We start from the raw sequence: 15,513 nt of genomic DNA on the forward strand, positions 1-15,513 counted from the left end.
TAGCTTGTGCCGGATTTTATAAAATTTTTCTATAAAGGAGGAATTGATATGGCAGAAAAAAAGAAAACTGCAATTGCTTCCACTCCTACACCATTCAATAAACCAAAGAACCAATCAAAAAAATCAATGAATCCGAATAGGAGAAAGATGACAGTAGCAGTATCAGAAACATTTGAAGATATTCATGACATGAATAAGAAAGCATTAAACTTACTAGCTAAACGTGCCTAATGAAACAGAGTCTTTAGACAAGGAGGGGAATTTCTGCTCTAAAAAATTCCTCTCCTTGTCTAAGACTCTTCTTTTTTTCCGGTATATATTAAAATCTGTGAGATGTGCGGCTTAATATATGATAAATGGTAAATGATTGATTAAAAATAGGTTTGGAAATTCCCCACTAATTTTTTGAAAGCAAGCTGTAGCTTTTTTGCATTATTTTATCAGACGAACAACTACCACCATTTATTGTTTATTTTCTTGCTGCTATATTTATCATCCTGTATTTCGTTTCCTGAATGCTCACTGCAGAAAAATAATAATTCAACGAGGAATGCTGCAAATAACAATTTACAAGCTAATGATTAGAAAAATTACTTGTATAAAAACACTAATTATACGGACAACCTATAAATAAAAAGTCACGAGGCTATTTTTGTATGACATTAATAAGAAAACAAAGCCAGAATCCCAATAGACGGCATATGTCTGTACCAGCCATGCATTTTTCTGTTTCCGTATACAATAAACAGGCTTTAGCTATTTTAGAAACGATTGAAAAAAGAAAAAGATGATCCTTTTCCTTCCATCGCCACTATTTTATTTTAGGTTCTTTCTTACTGTACTGCACATCTGCTTCTAAATGCTTATCCATATAGGAGTAAAATTTTTCCATTGTATCTTTTTCTTTTAAAATGCTTTGAAGCTTTTGAGGATCTTTCCTAACTACCTTATGTTTTTTTAATAGCTGAAATACATCTGGCAAAATACTGATATCTTCACTTTCTAAATGTAAAATGGATTGGTCCTTTAATTGAATAATTATATTGACATGTAAAGAGGAGCCTAAAAGGTATAGGTAGACAGTAGGAACACGGTGTACATTAAATTCCACAGAGACGATGTCTTTATATCGTATTGTTCTTAAATCCCGTTTCTTTTTCCGTCTAAATAACCCGCATGGTGTAAACAGAATTCCTAAATCATTAAAGCTTGTATAATATATGGGATAAAGCTTACTTGCATAAGGAGGATATTTCTTTTCATATACCTCAATAATAACTGGTAAGACTCTGTTCTTTTTAGGTGATACAAACTCACTCCACTTCATTTCCGCTCCCTCCCAATTGTTAATTGCCTCCTTCAACCCCTTTTATCATTCACTCTTTGATTATAATCTATTTTATTCTGTTACAATAATTATATTGCCAAGCAAATTCTTCTTTTTTAAACTCTATATTCTGCATAGTATATTCTATGTCTAAAGAAAAAGTTATAAAGATTCGTACATTAGATAATTTATTCGTTAAGTATAAGCTATTTTCCTCTATCTCCTCTGAAAATACAGCAATTTTCTACAGCATAATTTTTAGCTCTCCCCTTTTCAATCACCGTCAAAAAAAGGGGAGAAATGACAAAAATTATGAATGTTTTTGTCCCATTATCAGCAGATTTAGCTCTTCTTCTATTAATCCTAAATCTAAGCGCGCAAAAAGTGGCGTGACAGATAGTATTTCCTCAGGAAGTGTAGGCTGTAATCGCCACTCTAAATTTGTAATCCCAAGCATTGCTCTAATTTTCCGGGTGGAAAATGGGACAAAAGGTTCAAGAAGCTGGGCAAGATTGACAATCATAAATGTACAATTTGCTAATGTGATTTCACCAGCCTCCTTATCATTTTTTACTTGTTCCCACGGTTTTTGTTGATCAAAATAGCGATTTGCAGACCGAATATAAGCAAAAATTTCTTCTAACGCTTTTTTACTTTTTCCTCTTTCTATCCAATTACCTGCGCTTCGATAAACTTCGTCTGTGCTAGCAATGATTTCTTTGGAGACTTGTCTATTGGGAATCTTGCTGTTGTATGCTTTTTGAATAAACTTTAAGGTTCGATTCACAAAGTTCCCATAGGCGCCTAATAATTCACTATTATGACTATAAATAAATTCTCGCCACGAAAAGTCCGTATCTCTGGTTTCTGGAGCATTTATCGTTAAAAAATACCGAAGCGAATCAGGATCATATTTCTGCAAAATATAAGGAACCCAAACAGCCCAATTTTGACTAGTAGATAATTTCCTTTTTTCTAATGTTAAATATTCACTGGAGACAATATGGGTTGGTAGAGAATTTCTTCCCAATCCAAGTAAAATACTCGGCCAAATAACTGTATGAAATGGAATATTATCCTTTCCATGAACATAGTAAGATATTGTTTCAGAGTTCCAATAATCATCCACATGGAGACCTTTTGCTTTACAGGCCTCCATACTTGCTGTTAAGTAGCCTGCTACCGCTTCGATCCATACGTAAATTTTCTTTCCTTCAAAACCTTCTAAGGGCACATCAATCCCATTAGGTAAATCTCTAGTTACTGCCCTATCTGGTAGTCCTTCTCGCAAATATCTTTTCGTTAAGGAAACTGCATTTTCATTCCAGAGCTGATTATCTTCTGCTTGTTTTACATAGTTTTCTAGCTCATTCTGAAAATTGCTAAAAGCGAAATAGAAATGTTCTGTTTTCTTAATGACTGGCTCCTCCCCACAAATTTTACAACGTTTATCTTCTAATTCTAGTGGGTCTAATATCGAAGAACAGTGATCGCATTGGTCCCCTCTGGCTCTTTGCTTGCAATAAGGACAAATTCCTTCTACAAATCTGTCTGGCAAGAACTGATTATTCTTTTGGCAGTATGCCTGCTCTACGGTTTTTTTGGATAAATACCCCTTTTGCAATAAGCTTAGAAAAATCTCTTGAACAGAAGCATGATGATGCTTTGCATCTGTTCTTGTGAAAAGATCATATGAAAAGCCTAGCTTAGAAAAACACTGGGAAAATTCAGCATGATAGCGATCCGCTATTTCTTGAACGGATGTATTCTCTTGTTGGGCGCGAATAGAAATAGGTGTCCCATTACAATCACTTCCTGATACGTAAAGAACTTTTTCTCCCTTTTGCCGATAATAACGGGCTAAAATGTCCCCTGGCAATAATGCTGCCACGTGCCCTAAGTGCAAAGAGCCATTCGCATATGGCCATGCTCCTCCTATAAATATATTCATATTTACTTCCTCCTTTTATAGAATTGCTTCTTTCGTTCATTTGAAATTATTTATCCAAATAAAAAAAGCATAAAAAAACGCCCTAATCTAAAAAGATTAGGACGAGTTAACCCGTGGTACCACCTAGCTTCACAAATAGTTTACACTATTTGCCTCTATTCAGTACGTCTTTAAAAAAAGAAGAGATACTGCTGCTGTTATAACGAGTGCCTATCTCGTCGTAGTCTACTCACGGATCGTTTTCGGTACGAAGCTCCAAGGTCATTTTCAATAAGGTTCATTTGCCTCTTTTCCACCGTCAGAAGCTCTCTATAAAATCTCCCCTTATTTACTTTTCCTTTTCAACGCCTACAAATTTATTAAGATTTATTGTAATTATATCCATGCTAAATGTCAATATGTTTTGAAAAAACAGGATAATTTCTACCATCCACCCTATATGATAGCGCCTACATAAACATGCAGATCATTAGGAACGATAATGTTTCCATCTTTACTGTACTTATCGAAAAGAAACCCCAGTTCTTCTACAAATTCATCATAAAAAGGATCATCTTTTTGCGGAGAATAAGATGCAGAAAGATTTCGGCCAATAAAATGTTCTTTATTCATTTTTAATGGATTGGATACCGCATAATGTTCATATCCATTTGTGAAAAAATGCTGCAGACCTAAACGATCAATATTTATACCGCCACTAAAACCTTGGAAATTCGGACAATATCTTTTGGATATTTTAGCAGTTTCTGAATTTAATTGACTCGTATGATCACGACTATTCCAAATGAGCATCACCTGACCATTTTTCTTTAGTATACGTCTGCATTCTTTTTTAAATGCATCCGCTTCAAACCAATGAAACGCCTGTGCAACTGTAATTAAATCCACACTATTATCTGCGATTCCTGTGTTTTCGGCTGAAGCATCTAGGCAAGTTACTTGTTTGAAGTCTTCCATTCTTGCTTTAAGAATAGATCTCATATCATCATTTGGCTCTATAGCGATAATATTTGTGCCGATATTTGCAGCTAGCTCGGTAAAGATTCCTGTGCCTGCTCCAATATCTGCGATGACAAAATGATCATTTGAGCCACTATACTCGGAAATAAGCTCCTTAAAAAAACGTTTAGGATAACCTGGACGATAGCGATCATATAATGTAGACTTCCCTGAGAATTTTGCCTCTGAATTCATTGTATTCCCCCTCTTTTTAACCAGTCCATTTCCTTCTGCCCTAATTAATCCTATTTCCACCATATTAAATAAATATTCCACAAATAGCATTACATTCCTGCTATTGTTTGATTAGAAACAGTCCAGCTTCCATTCAGACTTCATGCTGGACTGTAATCTTATAGATTAGGCTTTAGCAACATAACTTGCCAATGCTTTTTGGACGTCATAAATACTGTTATCTTTTTTAAACTGTTTTGAAATGGCGGGCAATTCTGCCCCAGAGATCCAAATTTTTAATTCAGCATCCAAATCAAAGTGACCTGCCGTTTCTATACTGAAACGCGAAATACTTTTATATGGTACAGACATATACTCAACTTTTTTACCTGTCAGTCCTTGCTTATCAACAAAAATTAGTCGTAAGTCTGTGAATACAATTAAATCTCTGACTAATTTATAAGCAAGCTCGATTCTTTCATTCGAACCGATTATGCTGCTTAATTCTTTTTCTAGTTCTTTCACATCTGTTTCACTTGCAATTCCCAACAACCCATTTAAAAAGCCCATTTAATCAACTCCATTTTTTGTTCATATAAAAATTTAAGATTTGTAGCTTAATTTAATTATCTACTTTCTTGCTAATGTTTGCAAAATATTCGATAATCATCTACTTGATTTTCTTTTACACCTGTAATAAAATTATTACATATGAAACATATAAAAAATGGAGACAAATTACTTCTTGTTCTTGAAGCATTATCAAACCCATACCGTTTGAAAATTATCGCTATCTTGAAAAATGAAAAGAAATATGTCAGCCAACTAGCAAGAGAGCTTGGAATCAGTAGACCGTTATTATATTTACATCTTCAAAAATTAGAAAATGCAGAATTAATTAAAGGTCATCATGAAATTTCTGAAGATGGAAAAGCAATGAAGTATTATGTGTTAATCCCTTTTTCGCTTCCTTTATCAGAGGAATTAATTGCAAACCTGGCTGATAGTGTCACGATTAAGAAAAGAAAGGAGTAAATAAAAAAATATTTTAGGGGGAACAAAATGCAAATATTTAGTATGATCAATCTCTTTATCGTAAGTATTCCTATTCTAATTGTACTTGGTTTCATATTTTATTTAGCAAGATATATGAAAAGAGCGGAAACTCGAGCAGATGAGAAGTTGAACTTAGAAAAAGAAAACATAGCTTATCAAAAAGAACAAATAGAAGCACTCCACAAATTGAAAGAAAGAATTGTGAACATCGAAAAATTGTTAAATGAGACAAATTAAAGGAGATAAACGATGAGCGTTCTTTTATTATTCTTGCCAACTTTAATTCTTTATATTTTTATTCCAGCTTTGCTGATTTTTATTCTCGTACGTTTTCTAAAAAGAAAAGAAGCACGAGCTATAGAAAGACTAAAAGTAGAAAAGGAAAGCCTTTCGATACATAAACAGCAAATGACCATTATTAATGACTTAAATAAAGAACTTTACGCGATTGAAAAAATGCTAAAAGATGTAGAATAATCTACACCATTTAGCATTTTTTTCTTTATCTTCATACATTATTCATTCAAAAAAGGGAAAAATAATATTAAGACTAGGAAGGAATGAAGTGATGTATGAAAAGACAAACAAATTTACCATTGATAATCATGGTTATCCTTGTAATTATTATTCAACCTTTAAATGCTTTCGCCATTTCACCGAATGTTGTTATTACAAAACAATATAAAAATATTGAAGAACTAAAATATCCATCCCTTGTTAGTGCTCCTAACAACAAAGCGCAGAATAGCGTGAACAAAATCTTATTACAACATATAAAAGCATCGTATAATCAATACATAAAGTTGATGAAAGAAATGGAAAACCTAAAAAAAGATCCAATTTGCAAAGAATCAGCATCTGCCTGTCAGTTTGAATATATAACCAACTATCAAGTCAAATATAACCAAAATAATAAATTAAGCATTTTGTTTTCTGACTATCAATTTACCGGGGGAGCACATGGGAATACAGTGATAACAACCTATAATTTCGACCTCAAATCAGGAAAGCTATTAACATTAGATGACTTTCTACCTTCCAAGGAACATTATGGCAAAGTCACAACTTATGCGATAGCATATATGAAAAAACACCCAGAAATTTTTTACTCAGATGCAAAAGAATTCACCGATTTTAAAGTGACAGACGAAACGAATTTCTATTTAGCAGATAACGGGATAGTGCTCATTTTCCAGCAATATGAAGTTGCCCCGTATGCTTCTGGCAATCCTTCGATATTCATCCCGGCATCTGTATTCTCTATATAAGGAATAATAATTTAAAAAGTAAAGGTGCATTATTATACATTGCTTGAAGCCGAAACAGCTTCATCTAAAAAACCGATTCTGAAAGAGTTATTTTATGCGAACTAAAATAACTCTTTCAGAATCGTATTATAATTAATGAAAAACACGAATAATCATTAGAAGATCGTATGCAGGCTTCTAATAAATATTCGTGTTCGTCTTTTTAGTGGATATCCAACTGCTATTTTCCTTTATTTTTTCTTTGTCTCTCTATTTCTGCTTGCAGGCGGCCTTCAGGAGCAAAGTCTTTTTCCCAATTTGGCGGCTTAATAATTTTACCATCTTCTTCTCTAAATCTTGGTTTACCATCTTCAAATAGCTTACCCATATTTGCTTCTTGAACAATTTGGAAGAGAGAAAATGGTTCAACACCAGCAATGACAAAACTTCCTTGATTAAAGTATTCTACATCCGTTAAAGCATCCATTTGTGCTACTAATTTATCGTCAACGGGTTTCTTTTCCGAAAGTATTTTATCAGCAGCTTTATTTAGTCCCTTTAAAAACTGCTCATATAATGCTTTAAATTTACTTTCGTCCCCTTCTGCTGTTGCATATAAAAATTCTACTAACTCTTCTCCAGTCCAAACAGCTCGATTAACAGCTGTTTTTTCTGCGATTGCAGTAGGTTCTGCAGCTACTTCATGTCCAAATGCTTCATGAAATTTTTTTACCATATGATACATTGTATTATTATCCATTATTACTCCTTCTCACAACTTTAGCCAATTCCCTCAACTAGTCTAGCTTGGTTTAGTTAAGAATTGCTGACTTAATTAATTAATTAATCATAGATATTGTACCATTAGATTCCCTGTTTTGCAGGGGATTCGATTAATTTTAAAAAATTTCACGGCAAAAGGCTTCTCTATCTTTTATATAACACCTTTAAAATCCTATTATAATAATCTTTTTCAAATAGTGAAAAAACACTAATTTACTACAGTTTAATAGCCTGTTATAATACTAGAGGGAAAGAGGTGTTTAATCAATGGAGATATTTAGTATTCAAGAATTAGAAAAAGTAATACGTCATGTCGAAATTGAAGGACAAGGGGGAATTTTTCAAGAAGAAACAGGGAAACAACCTAAAGATTATCCGAAGGAATTCCTTGGTCGTATCGTTAATTACATTACTGATAATCAGTTAATTAAAAAAATCCAGAAATTAACCGATGATGAAGCACTTCACTTATTTGTAAAATCAGTATACGTTGTCTGTATTAAGGATTTACATAGCGCTGATGATATCCAGGAACAAGATCTTGTACAAAAAGTTTTTTCTGATTATTTAAAAGAAACATCGATGGCCTAATAAAATATAAATATATTTTGCAACATAACAAAGACTAGGATGGCTTCCACCCTAGTCTATTTTTTCCATTGATTTAGTACGGTACATATTACTGTATATAAGCTTTGTCGGATTTTTTTTGTATAATTTTTCATATTTCTTGTGGGCCATTAAGTTATCTTTCCAATTAGGAGGAAAGACGATTTTCTCTTTTAATTCTTGAAAAATACTCATGTTTTTCCCACCCTTATCTAGATGATAATCTTCGTATACCCGCTTCCACTCCTTCTTTAAACCTAATTTTCCTAATCCATTTTTATTTTTTAGTATGGAAAGGATTTTCCCAAAAAGAATCACACAATAGTTGTACTTCCCTCCATCTTTGCGTAAAATAAATAAATAGTTATCTATTTTTTAAAGGACAGGAAGTTAATTATGACAAAATTCGGTTGGTTTTTATCGTTGGTTGGATTTCTTGCAATCTTAAGTAGTATTCTTTATCCATTTGATGTTATTAGTAAGCAAACAGTCTTGATTCTTCTTTTTGGAGGCGCTGGAACTATGTTTGTTGGTTCAATGATTAGAAATTTATCCCTTCTTAAAAAAATTCCAAAATAACTGGAGGAAAACGGGAATACTAAGCTAATGCCCCATTTCTATCCAGTCACAAGGCTGTCTCTACAAACGGGACAGCCCTTTTCAATCAAGAGGAGGAAGGAAAATGGAAATTAGACAGCTACATTACTTCGTTGAAGTGGTGAAACAAAAAAATATGACAAAAGCCTCGGACAAGCTGCATATTTCACAGCCTGCTCTAAGTAAAGCGATCAAAAGCTTAGAAGCGGAGATTGGCTTAACCTTAATTCACCGTTCCAATAAAACCCATGAACTTACAGATGCAGGCTCAGTAGTTTATGAATATGGACAAAAAATTATTGCTCAAGTGGAAGAAATGTCATCCACCTTGCATGATATGACCAATTTAACAAGAGGAAATATTAATATTGGTCTTCCGCCGATCATTGGAAGCTTATTCTTCCCCAAAATAATAGCCGCATTTCATAAAGCATATCCAAATATCCAAATAAATATAAAAGAATATGGGGCGGCAAAAGTTGTGAAAAGTGTCGAAGAGGGTGAATTTGAAATGGGTGTCGCTGTTCTTCCTTTAGCAGATGAGGCTTTTAACGTCTTCCCTCTTGTAAAGGAAGAAATGAAATTAATAGTACCTGTATCTCATCGGCTTGCAAATAAAAAGAAGGTGCAAATGAAAGAATTAAAAGAAGAAGAATTTATTTTTTACAGTGAAGAATTCGCCTTATATGAAATTATGCGCAAAAAGTTCATTCAAGAAGGATTTGAACCAAATATTATCTTCAAAAGCTCCCAGTGGGACTTTATGGTTGAGATTGTGGCAGCGAACCTAGGAATTTCGATTCTCCCCGAATCAATATGCAATCGAGCAAATAATAATCAAGTTCGCTTTGTTGATTTAGAACCTATTACCAATTGGGAACTAGTTATCATTACGAAAAAGGATCGCTATTTATCCGTTGCTAGCAGAAGATTCATTGACTTTGTTCTTAACAATGAATAAGGTCTATATAGCTCTGCTAGCATCATTATAACTATTAGTTATATTAACTATAATTACTATGTATTTTACGAATAACCAAGTTAAGCGTATGATATTCATATACGAAACAGATGGAAGATTTCATTCCATCAAATGAATATCAGAAGGTGATCTCATTGAAGAATATAGTGATAATTGCTGGGCAAATCATATTCCTTCACGTTTTTCTTTTTATCGGGATGGGAATTAAAATGATTGTTACGATACCAATTCCTGCTTCAATGATTGGATTAATAATTCTTTTTATTGGATTAAAGCTTAAATTAGTGAAAGTGGAATGGGTAGAAAAAGGAGCAGCTTGGCTGCTTGCAGAATTGTTATTATTTTTTATTCCATCAGCTGTTGGAATTGTTAATTATAACGAAATTTTCAATATAAAAGGAATTGAAACAGTCTTACTAATCGCAATAAGCACATTTTTTGTTATGGGGGCTACGGGTTTTACTGCTGAAAAAATTTATAACAGAAAGAGACGTTTTAGCAAATGATCAAAATTATTATTCTTACCATTATGACTTATGTACTTTATCGAATAGCAAAAGCATGTTATAAAAAATATAATATGCCGCTATTTCACCCATTATTAGTTACCCCCATCTTGCTCATCTTATTTATTACTGTTTTTCATATTCCAGCAACAACTTATATGGAATCAGCTCAGCCTTTAACCCATTTATTGGGTCCAGCGACTATCGCTTTTGCTGTTCCTATTTATAAAAATTTACATTTATTAAAAAAGCATTTTTCCATTATTATAGTCAGTGTAACAACAGGCACATTGGTTGCTATCTTTTCATCCTATTTATTATCTATTTTGATTCGATTAAACAATGATTTTATTATGAGTATTTTACCGCGTTCCATAACTACCCCTATCGCTATTGTTGTTTCAGAAGAAATCGGTGGTCTGCCGACATTAACAACAATATTCGTCATTATTACAGGGGTTCTTGGAGGAATTATAGGTCCTTATGCTATAAAATGGCTGTCCCTTCGTTCTCCCATTGCAAAAGGCTTAGCGCTTGGAATGGGAGCACATGGGGTTGGAACATCAAAAGCAATGGAAATTGGTGAACAAGAAGCAACCTTCTCGACATTAGCCATGATATTAGCAGCATGGATCACTGTCCTATGGGGTACATCCTTAATTCCATTAATGCTTAGCTTGACTGTATGATTAATCGAGTTTTAGGGACAAAAAATTTTATTGGAGCTGCATTAAAAACGCAAAAATAGTGCTAGAGACATTAAACTCCTAAGGAAAGGTGAATGTCTCTAGCACTATGGAATGTTCGATAAAAATGATCAAAAGAGCTCAAACGATATATGTTTGCATTTATGTATTTATTTGCGTTTATTTTAAGCTGGAAAATAAACGCAAATATCAAAAAAATCTCCATCAGTGGTTTGGACCATACAAGATTTATCCCACTAAATATAACCTTCAGTGGAAAAGTCTTGTGAGGTCCATCCTATTTTGGAAAATTCCTCTTTTATTTTGAATATATACTATTATTATTTACTACTTGAAGCTCTCTAGTTGTTTTTACCATGTCACTTCCGCAGATTGGGCACTTTGGTGTCTCACTGCTTTTAAAATTATCACGAATCCAACATTTACATGTGTCTGATGTACAATCCCAAACCACCACTTCTTCTTTAACAATTTCTTCATTATTTCTTCTACCAAATCCCATTGCCAAATGAAGCACCTCCAGGAAGCTAATTATTTGTTAAAACTTCGATTCCCATATTCGTTCATAAAAGTAAATCATTTACTGCTACGAACTAAATAATGAACTACAAAACGATAGTTTTAACAGGATAAAAATAAAAAACACTTGTAAACCAGAGAAAAACATAAAAATCCCTAAACAAGTGTAAACAAAAAAATATGAACAAAATCTATTATTAAATATACCATATCCTGATAAAAATGTCAAACTGTTTATTATGCCATACTTTCTACCCTCAATGCAAATATTATTTTAAAAAACTACTTTATTTTTTTAAAATCGATTAGAGAGCAATTTAGTCCTAGCAAGAATACAATTAGCTATTCCCGCTTTTATATGATATTATTTTCAGAGTGAAAACACTATAATATTGTTGCGAATTTATTGGAGGTTTATGGAGTGAACATTAAAGAATATACTGTTGAGGAAATTAAAGATCCTACCGGCATTCTTGCTGGTCAGCGCTTTGAATTTTTTCTTACTGTCGAGTTTGATGAGGAAGATGAATTAGCAGATGAAGATCATTTACAAATAAAAATCTTATTTTCAGTAGACGTAAATGGATCCCGTATATTGAATTATCATTTTTATAATAGTTTAGAAAATAAATATTTGGATTATGGTTTAGAGGATGAAGAATTAGAACAAATACAAGCATTTTGCAAGCAGCATTATTTAGAGGATTAATATTAAACCAATGCCGTTCAGATGGAATTACGCTAATAAAGCTGGAGAAAATAATCTCCAGCTTTTTTCTTTATACTTCTACCGATTTTCCATCCTCTACAATATGGTGCATTAAATGAGCCAGATAGTGAATAGGGCCAAAGTCCTCTTCCTCTTCTTCGCCTTCTTCATATTGGAGATCATTTAGGTGCAAGGCAACAAATTGATAAAAATCTTTTAGTTGAAAACTAAAGCATGCTGTTGGTTCTTCCTTTTCTTCTTCATATTGCAGAACTAAGTATGATTCTTTACCGTGTTCATCTTCAGCGTCAAAATAAATAAAGAATCCGATATTTGTATCTAATTCAAATAATTGACGTGTACCGCCACTGGTAACACGATTAAAATCGTCCTCACTTAGTTTTTGCACAATCATTTGGTCTACTCCATCTTCTACATGAAAATTCACTGTAAATTCTTTCATGTTCTGCACCTCTTTCTTTCTCTATATCACTTAACAGATCAAAATAAACTCCACTTTAAACTCAATGTGGAACACAGCTGCATGAGCCGATAAGAAACAAACATCAAGGAAATTTTTTTCCCGCTTGATGAAAGTATTCTATCTTATTTTATCCAAACAGTTTCCATTTAGCAAAAAAAGAGCCCCGTAGGACTCTTCCTTACATTTTATAGTTTTGTTACATTTACAGCCTGCGGCCCGCGGCTGCCTTCTTCTATATCAAAATTAACTTCTTGACCTTCGTCTAAAGTTTTGAATCCTTCTGTTTGGATCGCTGAATAATGTACAAATACATCTTCTCCGCCATCTACTTCGATAAATCCAAAGCCTTTTTCTGAATTAAACCATTTTACTTTACCTGTTGCCATTTTTTTATTGCCTCCTAGATTTAAATAACAAGGATATATCCTATCCTTCATTTACCTAGTTTCCCCAATTTATTTCTTTTAAAACGCTGAAACATTAAATTCCATTATTTTCTTCCTACTATTAGGGAGACATAGGTATAAAGTAAACTTAAAACGATTACTTACTTCTGTTACGACTTCTAGGTCTTCTATCACCAGAAGAGTTCGGGCGTTTTCTATCATAGCTGCCTCGTTCTCCCCCACGATCAGAACGACGTCTACGATTACCGCCGCCAGATCGGTTATCTTTTTTCTTTGAACGCAGTGGTTCAACAGCCGTTAATTTAACTGGTGTAGCATCTGGCTCTTTTGTAAGAAGCTTCAATGCTGCTGCAAGTAGTGTTACAGAATCTGTTTCTTCTAATAAACCTTCTGCAACTCGCTTATACTCTGCATAGTCATTTTCTTCGATTGTTTTGGCAATTTTACTAATTGTTGCTTGTTGGTTTCCAGCTAACACATCTGTTAGAGAAGGAATCGGCTTCTTCGTCATTGATTTCTTCGTCACATTTTCAATAATACGTAAATGATCAAGTTCTCTAGGAGAAACAAATGTTACAGCAAGACCTTTTTTACCAGCACGTCCTGTTCTACCGATTCGGTGAACATAGCTTTCTGGATCTTGTGGGATATCAAAGTTATAAACATGAGACACACCGCTGATGTCAAGTCCTCTAGCTGCTACATCTGTTGCTACCATAATATCAATGCTTTGTTCCTTGAAACGACGAATTACTTGGTCACGTTTACCTTGTGGAATATCACCATGAATTCCTTCTGCAGAGTATCCACGTTTAATAAGACCTTCCACCACTTCGTCCACACGTCTCTTCGTACGACCAAAGACAATAGCAAGTTCAGGTGATTGAATATCCAGCAAGCTGCATAATACATCAAATTTTTGACGCTCTTGTACTTCGATATAATGTTGCTCAATGTTTGTAACAGTCATTTCTTTCGCTTTCACTCTTACAACTTGAGGTTCAACCATAAATCTTTCAGCAAGGCTTTGAATTCTTTTCGGCATTGTTGCTGAAAACAATAACGTTTGACGAGACTCTGGAGTTTCGCTTAAGATTCTTTCAATATCATCAATGAAGCCCATGTTAAGCATTTCATCTGCCTCATCAAGAACAATCATTTTTAAATCTTGTAAACGAATTGTCTTACGCTCAATATGGTCAATTAATCGACCAGGTGTAGCCGCAATAATTTCCGGCTTCTTTTTAAGTCCGCGAATTTGGCGGTTAATGTCTTGTCCACCGTATATTGGCAGGGTACGGATTCCTTTTACTGAGCCAATACGATTTAATTCTTCTGCTACTTGGACTGCTAATTCTCTCGTTGGAGCAATAACTAGTCCTTGAACTGCTTTGCCAACCTCAATTTTTTCTAATAAAGGCACACCAAAGGCAGTTGTTTTACCAGTACCTGTTTGAGCTTGTCCAATCATGTCCTTACCTGATAATGCAATCGGAATCGCCTGCGCCTGAATTGGTGTTGGCTCTTCAAATCCCATATTTGATAATGCTTTTTCTAAACTGCTGCTTAATTTAAAATCTGAAAAAGTTGTCAATACTTTTTCCTCCTTGTTATTGTACTCCGTTGATTGATATTCCTTAGAATATAGGGCCAGAAATGTCGTAGGATAGGATCTTTATCATTTTTAAATGAATGGATCCCACTAATTTTAGCGCATGATTACTCTTATATAGACCTTAAAACACCGCCCTATTATTAGGGACATTATTTGTTTAGAAAATACCAACCTAGAGTGTATTGTTTTATTTTGTTATAAATATATACTCTCCATTTTATTTCACTTTTTTTCATTTTCCAAAACATTAAGGTAAATAGGACCAATTAAAAGCCTGCATACCATACTTTAGTGGGAAATTATGTGGTTTTTTAACGGATGAATATAATGAAGTTGATGGAGAATTTTTTATCCAAATGCTAATCTAAGCCATTGATTTTTGTTATTCTTCCTTTCAATGAAAAACAAAAGCTTTATGGGAAACATCATTAAAAAAGGTGATGCATTTTGAAAGGCATCACCTTTTTTTGTTTTCTTATTAAGCTTTAGTTACGTTAGAAGCTTGTGGTCCACGGTTACCTTCAACGATTTCAAAAGTTACGTCTTGGCCTTCTTCTAAAGTTTTGAAACCTTCTGTTTGAATTGCAGAGAAGTGAACAAATACGTCTTGACCTTCAGAAGACTCGATGAATCCAAAACCTTTTTCTGCGTTAAACCATTTTACTTTACCTGTGTTCATTGTAAAACCTCCAAAAATGTGTTACACACTAAGCACCTAATATAACTTTTAGGAATCGATACGTCATTCAACATGAAAAAGCCGTAACTGAAATGATGTAGAAGAAATCGCCTACATACATTGCAGCTACGACCACCTTATCCATAAAACATATACCGAACT

23 protein-coding genes and 1 other annotated feature are annotated in these 15,513 nt (G+C 33.7%); of the genes, 12 read left to right on the plus strand and 11 right to left on the minus strand.

Annotated features, from left to right (window positions below):
• Window positions 1-48: 48 nt before the first annotated feature.
• Both BCI01S_RS01550 and BCI01S_RS26125 read left to right on the plus strand, forming a co-directional pair.
• Window positions 49-231 (plus strand): hypothetical protein, encoded by a 183-nt coding sequence (locus BCI01S_RS01550; protein WP_061796358.1) that lies wholly within the window; start codon window positions 49-51, stop codon window positions 229-231.
• A 425-nt stretch (window positions 232-656) separates the two neighbouring features.
• On the plus strand, window positions 657-791 hold the full coding sequence (locus BCI01S_RS26125) for a hypothetical protein (protein WP_268874777.1): 135 nt from the start codon (window positions 657-659) through the stop codon (window positions 789-791).
• Window positions 792-811: 20 nt separating this feature from the next.
• Here the strand turns inward: BCI01S_RS26125 and BCI01S_RS01555 are convergent, their stop codons facing one another.
• The 4 genes from BCI01S_RS01555 to BCI01S_RS01570 form a co-directional block, all read right to left on the minus strand.
• Window positions 812-1,327, minus strand: a complete 516-nt coding sequence (locus BCI01S_RS01555) for a hypothetical protein (protein ID WP_061796361.1) — start codon at window positions 1,325-1,327, stop codon at window positions 812-814.
• Window positions 1,328-1,637: 310 nt separating this feature from the next.
• On the minus strand, window positions 1,638-3,278 hold the full coding sequence (gene metG, locus BCI01S_RS01560) for a methionine--tRNA ligase (RefSeq protein WP_061796364.1): 1,641 nt from the start codon (window positions 3,276-3,278) through the stop codon (window positions 1,638-1,640).
• 94 nt (window positions 3,279-3,372) lie between these two features.
• Window positions 3,373-3,632 (minus strand) — a binding site (T-box leader).
• A gap of 81 nt (window positions 3,633-3,713) precedes the next feature.
• On the minus strand, window positions 3,714-4,472 hold the full coding sequence (locus BCI01S_RS01565) for a class I SAM-dependent methyltransferase (protein WP_167555719.1): 759 nt from the start codon (window positions 4,470-4,472) through the stop codon (window positions 3,714-3,716).
• A 165-nt stretch (window positions 4,473-4,637) separates the two neighbouring features.
• Entirely contained in the window at window positions 4,638-5,021 is a 384-nt protein-coding gene (locus BCI01S_RS01570; protein ID WP_061796371.1) for a PH domain-containing protein, read from the minus strand.
• 141 nt (window positions 5,022-5,162) lie between these two features.
• On the opposite strand from BCI01S_RS01570, the gene BCI01S_RS01575 reads away from it, so the two are divergent.
• From BCI01S_RS01575 to BCI01S_RS01590, 4 genes are all read left to right on the plus strand, one after another.
• Window positions 5,163-5,486, plus strand: a complete 324-nt coding sequence (locus BCI01S_RS01575) for an ArsR/SmtB family transcription factor (RefSeq protein WP_047940506.1) — start codon at window positions 5,163-5,165, stop codon at window positions 5,484-5,486.
• Between the two features lie 27 nt (window positions 5,487-5,513).
• Entirely contained in the window at window positions 5,514-5,744 is a 231-nt protein-coding gene (locus BCI01S_RS01580; RefSeq protein WP_047940505.1) for a hypothetical protein, read from the plus strand.
• A 12-nt stretch (window positions 5,745-5,756) separates the two neighbouring features.
• Window positions 5,757-5,984, plus strand: coding sequence for a hypothetical protein (locus BCI01S_RS01585; RefSeq protein ID WP_047940504.1), 228 nt, complete (start codon window positions 5,757-5,759; stop codon window positions 5,982-5,984).
• A gap of 95 nt (window positions 5,985-6,079) precedes the next feature.
• Window positions 6,080-6,775, plus strand: coding sequence for a DUF3298 and DUF4163 domain-containing protein (locus tag BCI01S_RS01590; protein ID WP_061796373.1), 696 nt, complete (start codon window positions 6,080-6,082; stop codon window positions 6,773-6,775).
• A 220-nt stretch (window positions 6,776-6,995) separates the two neighbouring features.
• Here BCI01S_RS01590 and BCI01S_RS01595 read toward each other — a convergent pair whose 3' ends face one another.
• Window positions 6,996-7,514 carry a pyrophosphohydrolase domain-containing protein gene (locus tag BCI01S_RS01595; RefSeq protein WP_047940502.1) on the minus strand — a complete coding sequence of 173 codons (519 nt, stop codon included), beginning with the start codon at window positions 7,512-7,514 and terminating at the stop codon, window positions 6,996-6,998.
• 290 nt (window positions 7,515-7,804) lie between these two features.
• Between BCI01S_RS01595 and BCI01S_RS01600 the strand changes: the two genes are divergently transcribed.
• Window positions 7,805-8,128 carry a hypothetical protein gene (locus BCI01S_RS01600; RefSeq protein ID WP_047940501.1) on the plus strand — a complete coding sequence of 108 codons (324 nt, stop codon included), beginning with the start codon at window positions 7,805-7,807 and terminating at the stop codon, window positions 8,126-8,128.
• Window positions 8,129-8,179: 51 nt separating this feature from the next.
• On the opposite strand, the gene BCI01S_RS25125 is transcribed toward BCI01S_RS01600, so the two are convergent.
• Window positions 8,180-8,341: a hypothetical protein gene (locus BCI01S_RS25125; RefSeq protein WP_156485378.1), complete on the minus strand. Its 162-nt coding sequence runs from the start codon at window positions 8,339-8,341 to the stop codon at window positions 8,180-8,182.
• 201 nt (window positions 8,342-8,542) lie between these two features.
• On the opposite strand from BCI01S_RS25125, the gene BCI01S_RS01610 reads away from it, so the two are divergent.
• The 4 genes from BCI01S_RS01610 to BCI01S_RS01625 all read left to right on the plus strand — a co-directional run bounded on the left by BCI01S_RS01610 (window position 8,543) and on the right by BCI01S_RS01625 (window position 10,920).
• The gene (locus BCI01S_RS01610) at window positions 8,543-8,725 is read left to right on the plus strand and encodes a hypothetical protein (RefSeq protein WP_047940499.1); all 183 of its coding nucleotides are present in this window, start codon (window positions 8,543-8,545) and stop codon (window positions 8,723-8,725) included.
• Window positions 8,726-8,828: 103 nt separating this feature from the next.
• A complete protein-coding gene (locus BCI01S_RS01615; protein WP_047940498.1) occupies window positions 8,829-9,704 on the plus strand; it encodes a LysR family transcriptional regulator in 876 nt (291 codons plus the stop codon).
• A gap of 146 nt (window positions 9,705-9,850) precedes the next feature.
• On the plus strand, window positions 9,851-10,231 hold the full coding sequence (locus BCI01S_RS01620; RefSeq protein WP_235844422.1) for a CidA/LrgA family protein: 381 nt from the start codon (window positions 9,851-9,853) through the stop codon (window positions 10,229-10,231).
• Window positions 10,228-10,920, plus strand: a complete 693-nt coding sequence (locus tag BCI01S_RS01625; RefSeq protein WP_061796380.1) for an LrgB family protein — start codon at window positions 10,228-10,230, stop codon at window positions 10,918-10,920. The genes BCI01S_RS01620 and BCI01S_RS01625 overlap by 4 nt, the downstream gene beginning before the upstream one ends.
• Window positions 10,921-11,236: 316 nt before the next feature.
• Here BCI01S_RS01625 and BCI01S_RS01635 read toward each other — a convergent pair whose 3' ends face one another.
• Window positions 11,237-11,440 carry a cold-inducible protein YdjO-related protein gene (locus BCI01S_RS01635; RefSeq protein ID WP_171510321.1) on the minus strand — a complete coding sequence of 68 codons (204 nt, stop codon included), beginning with the start codon at window positions 11,438-11,440 and terminating at the stop codon, window positions 11,237-11,239.
• Between the two features lie 438 nt (window positions 11,441-11,878).
• On the opposite strand from BCI01S_RS01635, the gene BCI01S_RS01640 reads away from it, so the two are divergent.
• Complete coding sequence (locus BCI01S_RS01640; RefSeq protein ID WP_061796385.1) at window positions 11,879-12,166, plus strand: DUF6509 family protein; 288 nt, start codon at window positions 11,879-11,881, stop codon at window positions 12,164-12,166.
• Window positions 12,167-12,236: 70 nt separating this feature from the next.
• On the opposite strand, the gene BCI01S_RS01645 is transcribed toward BCI01S_RS01640, so the two are convergent.
• From BCI01S_RS01645 to BCI01S_RS01660, 4 genes are all read right to left on the minus strand, one after another.
• Window positions 12,237-12,629 (minus strand): hypothetical protein, encoded by a 393-nt coding sequence (locus tag BCI01S_RS01645; protein WP_047940492.1) that lies wholly within the window; start codon window positions 12,627-12,629, stop codon window positions 12,237-12,239.
• Between the two features lie 206 nt (window positions 12,630-12,835).
• The gene (locus BCI01S_RS01650; RefSeq protein WP_047940491.1) at window positions 12,836-13,036 is read right to left on the minus strand and encodes a cold-shock protein; all 201 of its coding nucleotides are present in this window, start codon (window positions 13,034-13,036) and stop codon (window positions 12,836-12,838) included.
• A 157-nt stretch (window positions 13,037-13,193) separates the two neighbouring features.
• Window positions 13,194-14,651 carry a degradosome RNA helicase CshA gene (gene cshA / locus BCI01S_RS01655; protein ID WP_047940490.1) on the minus strand — a complete coding sequence of 486 codons (1,458 nt, stop codon included), beginning with the start codon at window positions 14,649-14,651 and terminating at the stop codon, window positions 13,194-13,196.
• Between the two features lie 499 nt (window positions 14,652-15,150).
• A complete protein-coding gene (locus tag BCI01S_RS01660; protein WP_016203922.1) occupies window positions 15,151-15,351 on the minus strand; it encodes a cold-shock protein in 201 nt (66 codons plus the stop codon).
• Between the last annotated feature and the right edge of the window lie 162 nt (window positions 15,352-15,513).

The sequence above is a fragment of the Niallia circulans NBRC 13626 genome, assembly GCF_001591585.1.
In the GTDB taxonomy this organism is placed as follows: Bacteria; Bacillota; Bacilli; order Bacillales; family Cytobacillaceae; genus Niallia; species Niallia circulans.

Coding starts and splice junctions, on each gene's coding strand:
- BCI01S_RS01610 (WP_047940499.1), top strand. CDS start 8,543: ATGACAAAATTCGGTTGGTTTTTATCGTTGGTTGGATTTCTTGCAATC.
- BCI01S_RS01650 (WP_047940491.1), bottom strand. CDS start 13,036: ATGGCAACAGGTAAAGTAAAATGGTTTAATTCAGAAAAAGGCTTTGGA.
- BCI01S_RS01635 (WP_171510321.1), bottom strand. CDS start 11,440: ATGGGATTTGGTAGAAGAAATAATGAAGAAATTGTTAAAGAAGAAGTG.
- BCI01S_RS01615 (WP_047940498.1), top strand. CDS start 8,829: ATGGAAATTAGACAGCTACATTACTTCGTTGAAGTGGTGAAACAAAAA.
- BCI01S_RS01565 (WP_167555719.1), bottom strand. CDS start 4,472: ATGAATTCAGAGGCAAAATTCTCAGGGAAGTCTACATTATATGATCGC.
- BCI01S_RS01595 (WP_047940502.1), bottom strand. CDS start 7,514: ATGGATAATAATACAATGTATCATATGGTAAAAAAATTTCATGAAGCA.
- BCI01S_RS26125 (WP_268874777.1), top strand. CDS start 657: ATGACATTAATAAGAAAACAAAGCCAGAATCCCAATAGACGGCATATG.
- BCI01S_RS25125 (WP_156485378.1), bottom strand. CDS start 8,341: ATGAGTATTTTTCAAGAATTAAAAGAGAAAATCGTCTTTCCTCCTAAT.
- BCI01S_RS01645 (WP_047940492.1), bottom strand. CDS start 12,629: ATGAAAGAATTTACAGTGAATTTTCATGTAGAAGATGGAGTAGACCAA.
- BCI01S_RS01600 (WP_047940501.1), top strand. CDS start 7,805: ATGGAGATATTTAGTATTCAAGAATTAGAAAAAGTAATACGTCATGTC.
- BCI01S_RS01625 (WP_061796380.1), top strand. CDS start 10,228: ATGATCAAAATTATTATTCTTACCATTATGACTTATGTACTTTATCGA.
- BCI01S_RS01570 (WP_061796371.1), bottom strand. CDS start 5,021: ATGGGCTTTTTAAATGGGTTGTTGGGAATTGCAAGTGAAACAGATGTG.
- BCI01S_RS01590 (WP_061796373.1), top strand. CDS start 6,080: ATGAAAAGACAAACAAATTTACCATTGATAATCATGGTTATCCTTGTA.
- BCI01S_RS01575 (WP_047940506.1), top strand. CDS start 5,163: ATGAAACATATAAAAAATGGAGACAAATTACTTCTTGTTCTTGAAGCA.
- metG (WP_061796364.1), bottom strand. CDS start 3,278: ATGAATATATTTATAGGAGGAGCATGGCCATATGCGAATGGCTCTTTG.
- BCI01S_RS01585 (WP_047940504.1), top strand. CDS start 5,757: ATGAGCGTTCTTTTATTATTCTTGCCAACTTTAATTCTTTATATTTTT.
- BCI01S_RS01580 (WP_047940505.1), top strand. CDS start 5,514: ATGCAAATATTTAGTATGATCAATCTCTTTATCGTAAGTATTCCTATT.
- BCI01S_RS01550 (WP_061796358.1), top strand. CDS start 49: ATGGCAGAAAAAAAGAAAACTGCAATTGCTTCCACTCCTACACCATTC.
- BCI01S_RS01660 (WP_016203922.1), bottom strand. CDS start 15,351: ATGAACACAGGTAAAGTAAAATGGTTTAACGCAGAAAAAGGTTTTGGA.
- BCI01S_RS01555 (WP_061796361.1), bottom strand. CDS start 1,327: ATGAAGTGGAGTGAGTTTGTATCACCTAAAAAGAACAGAGTCTTACCA.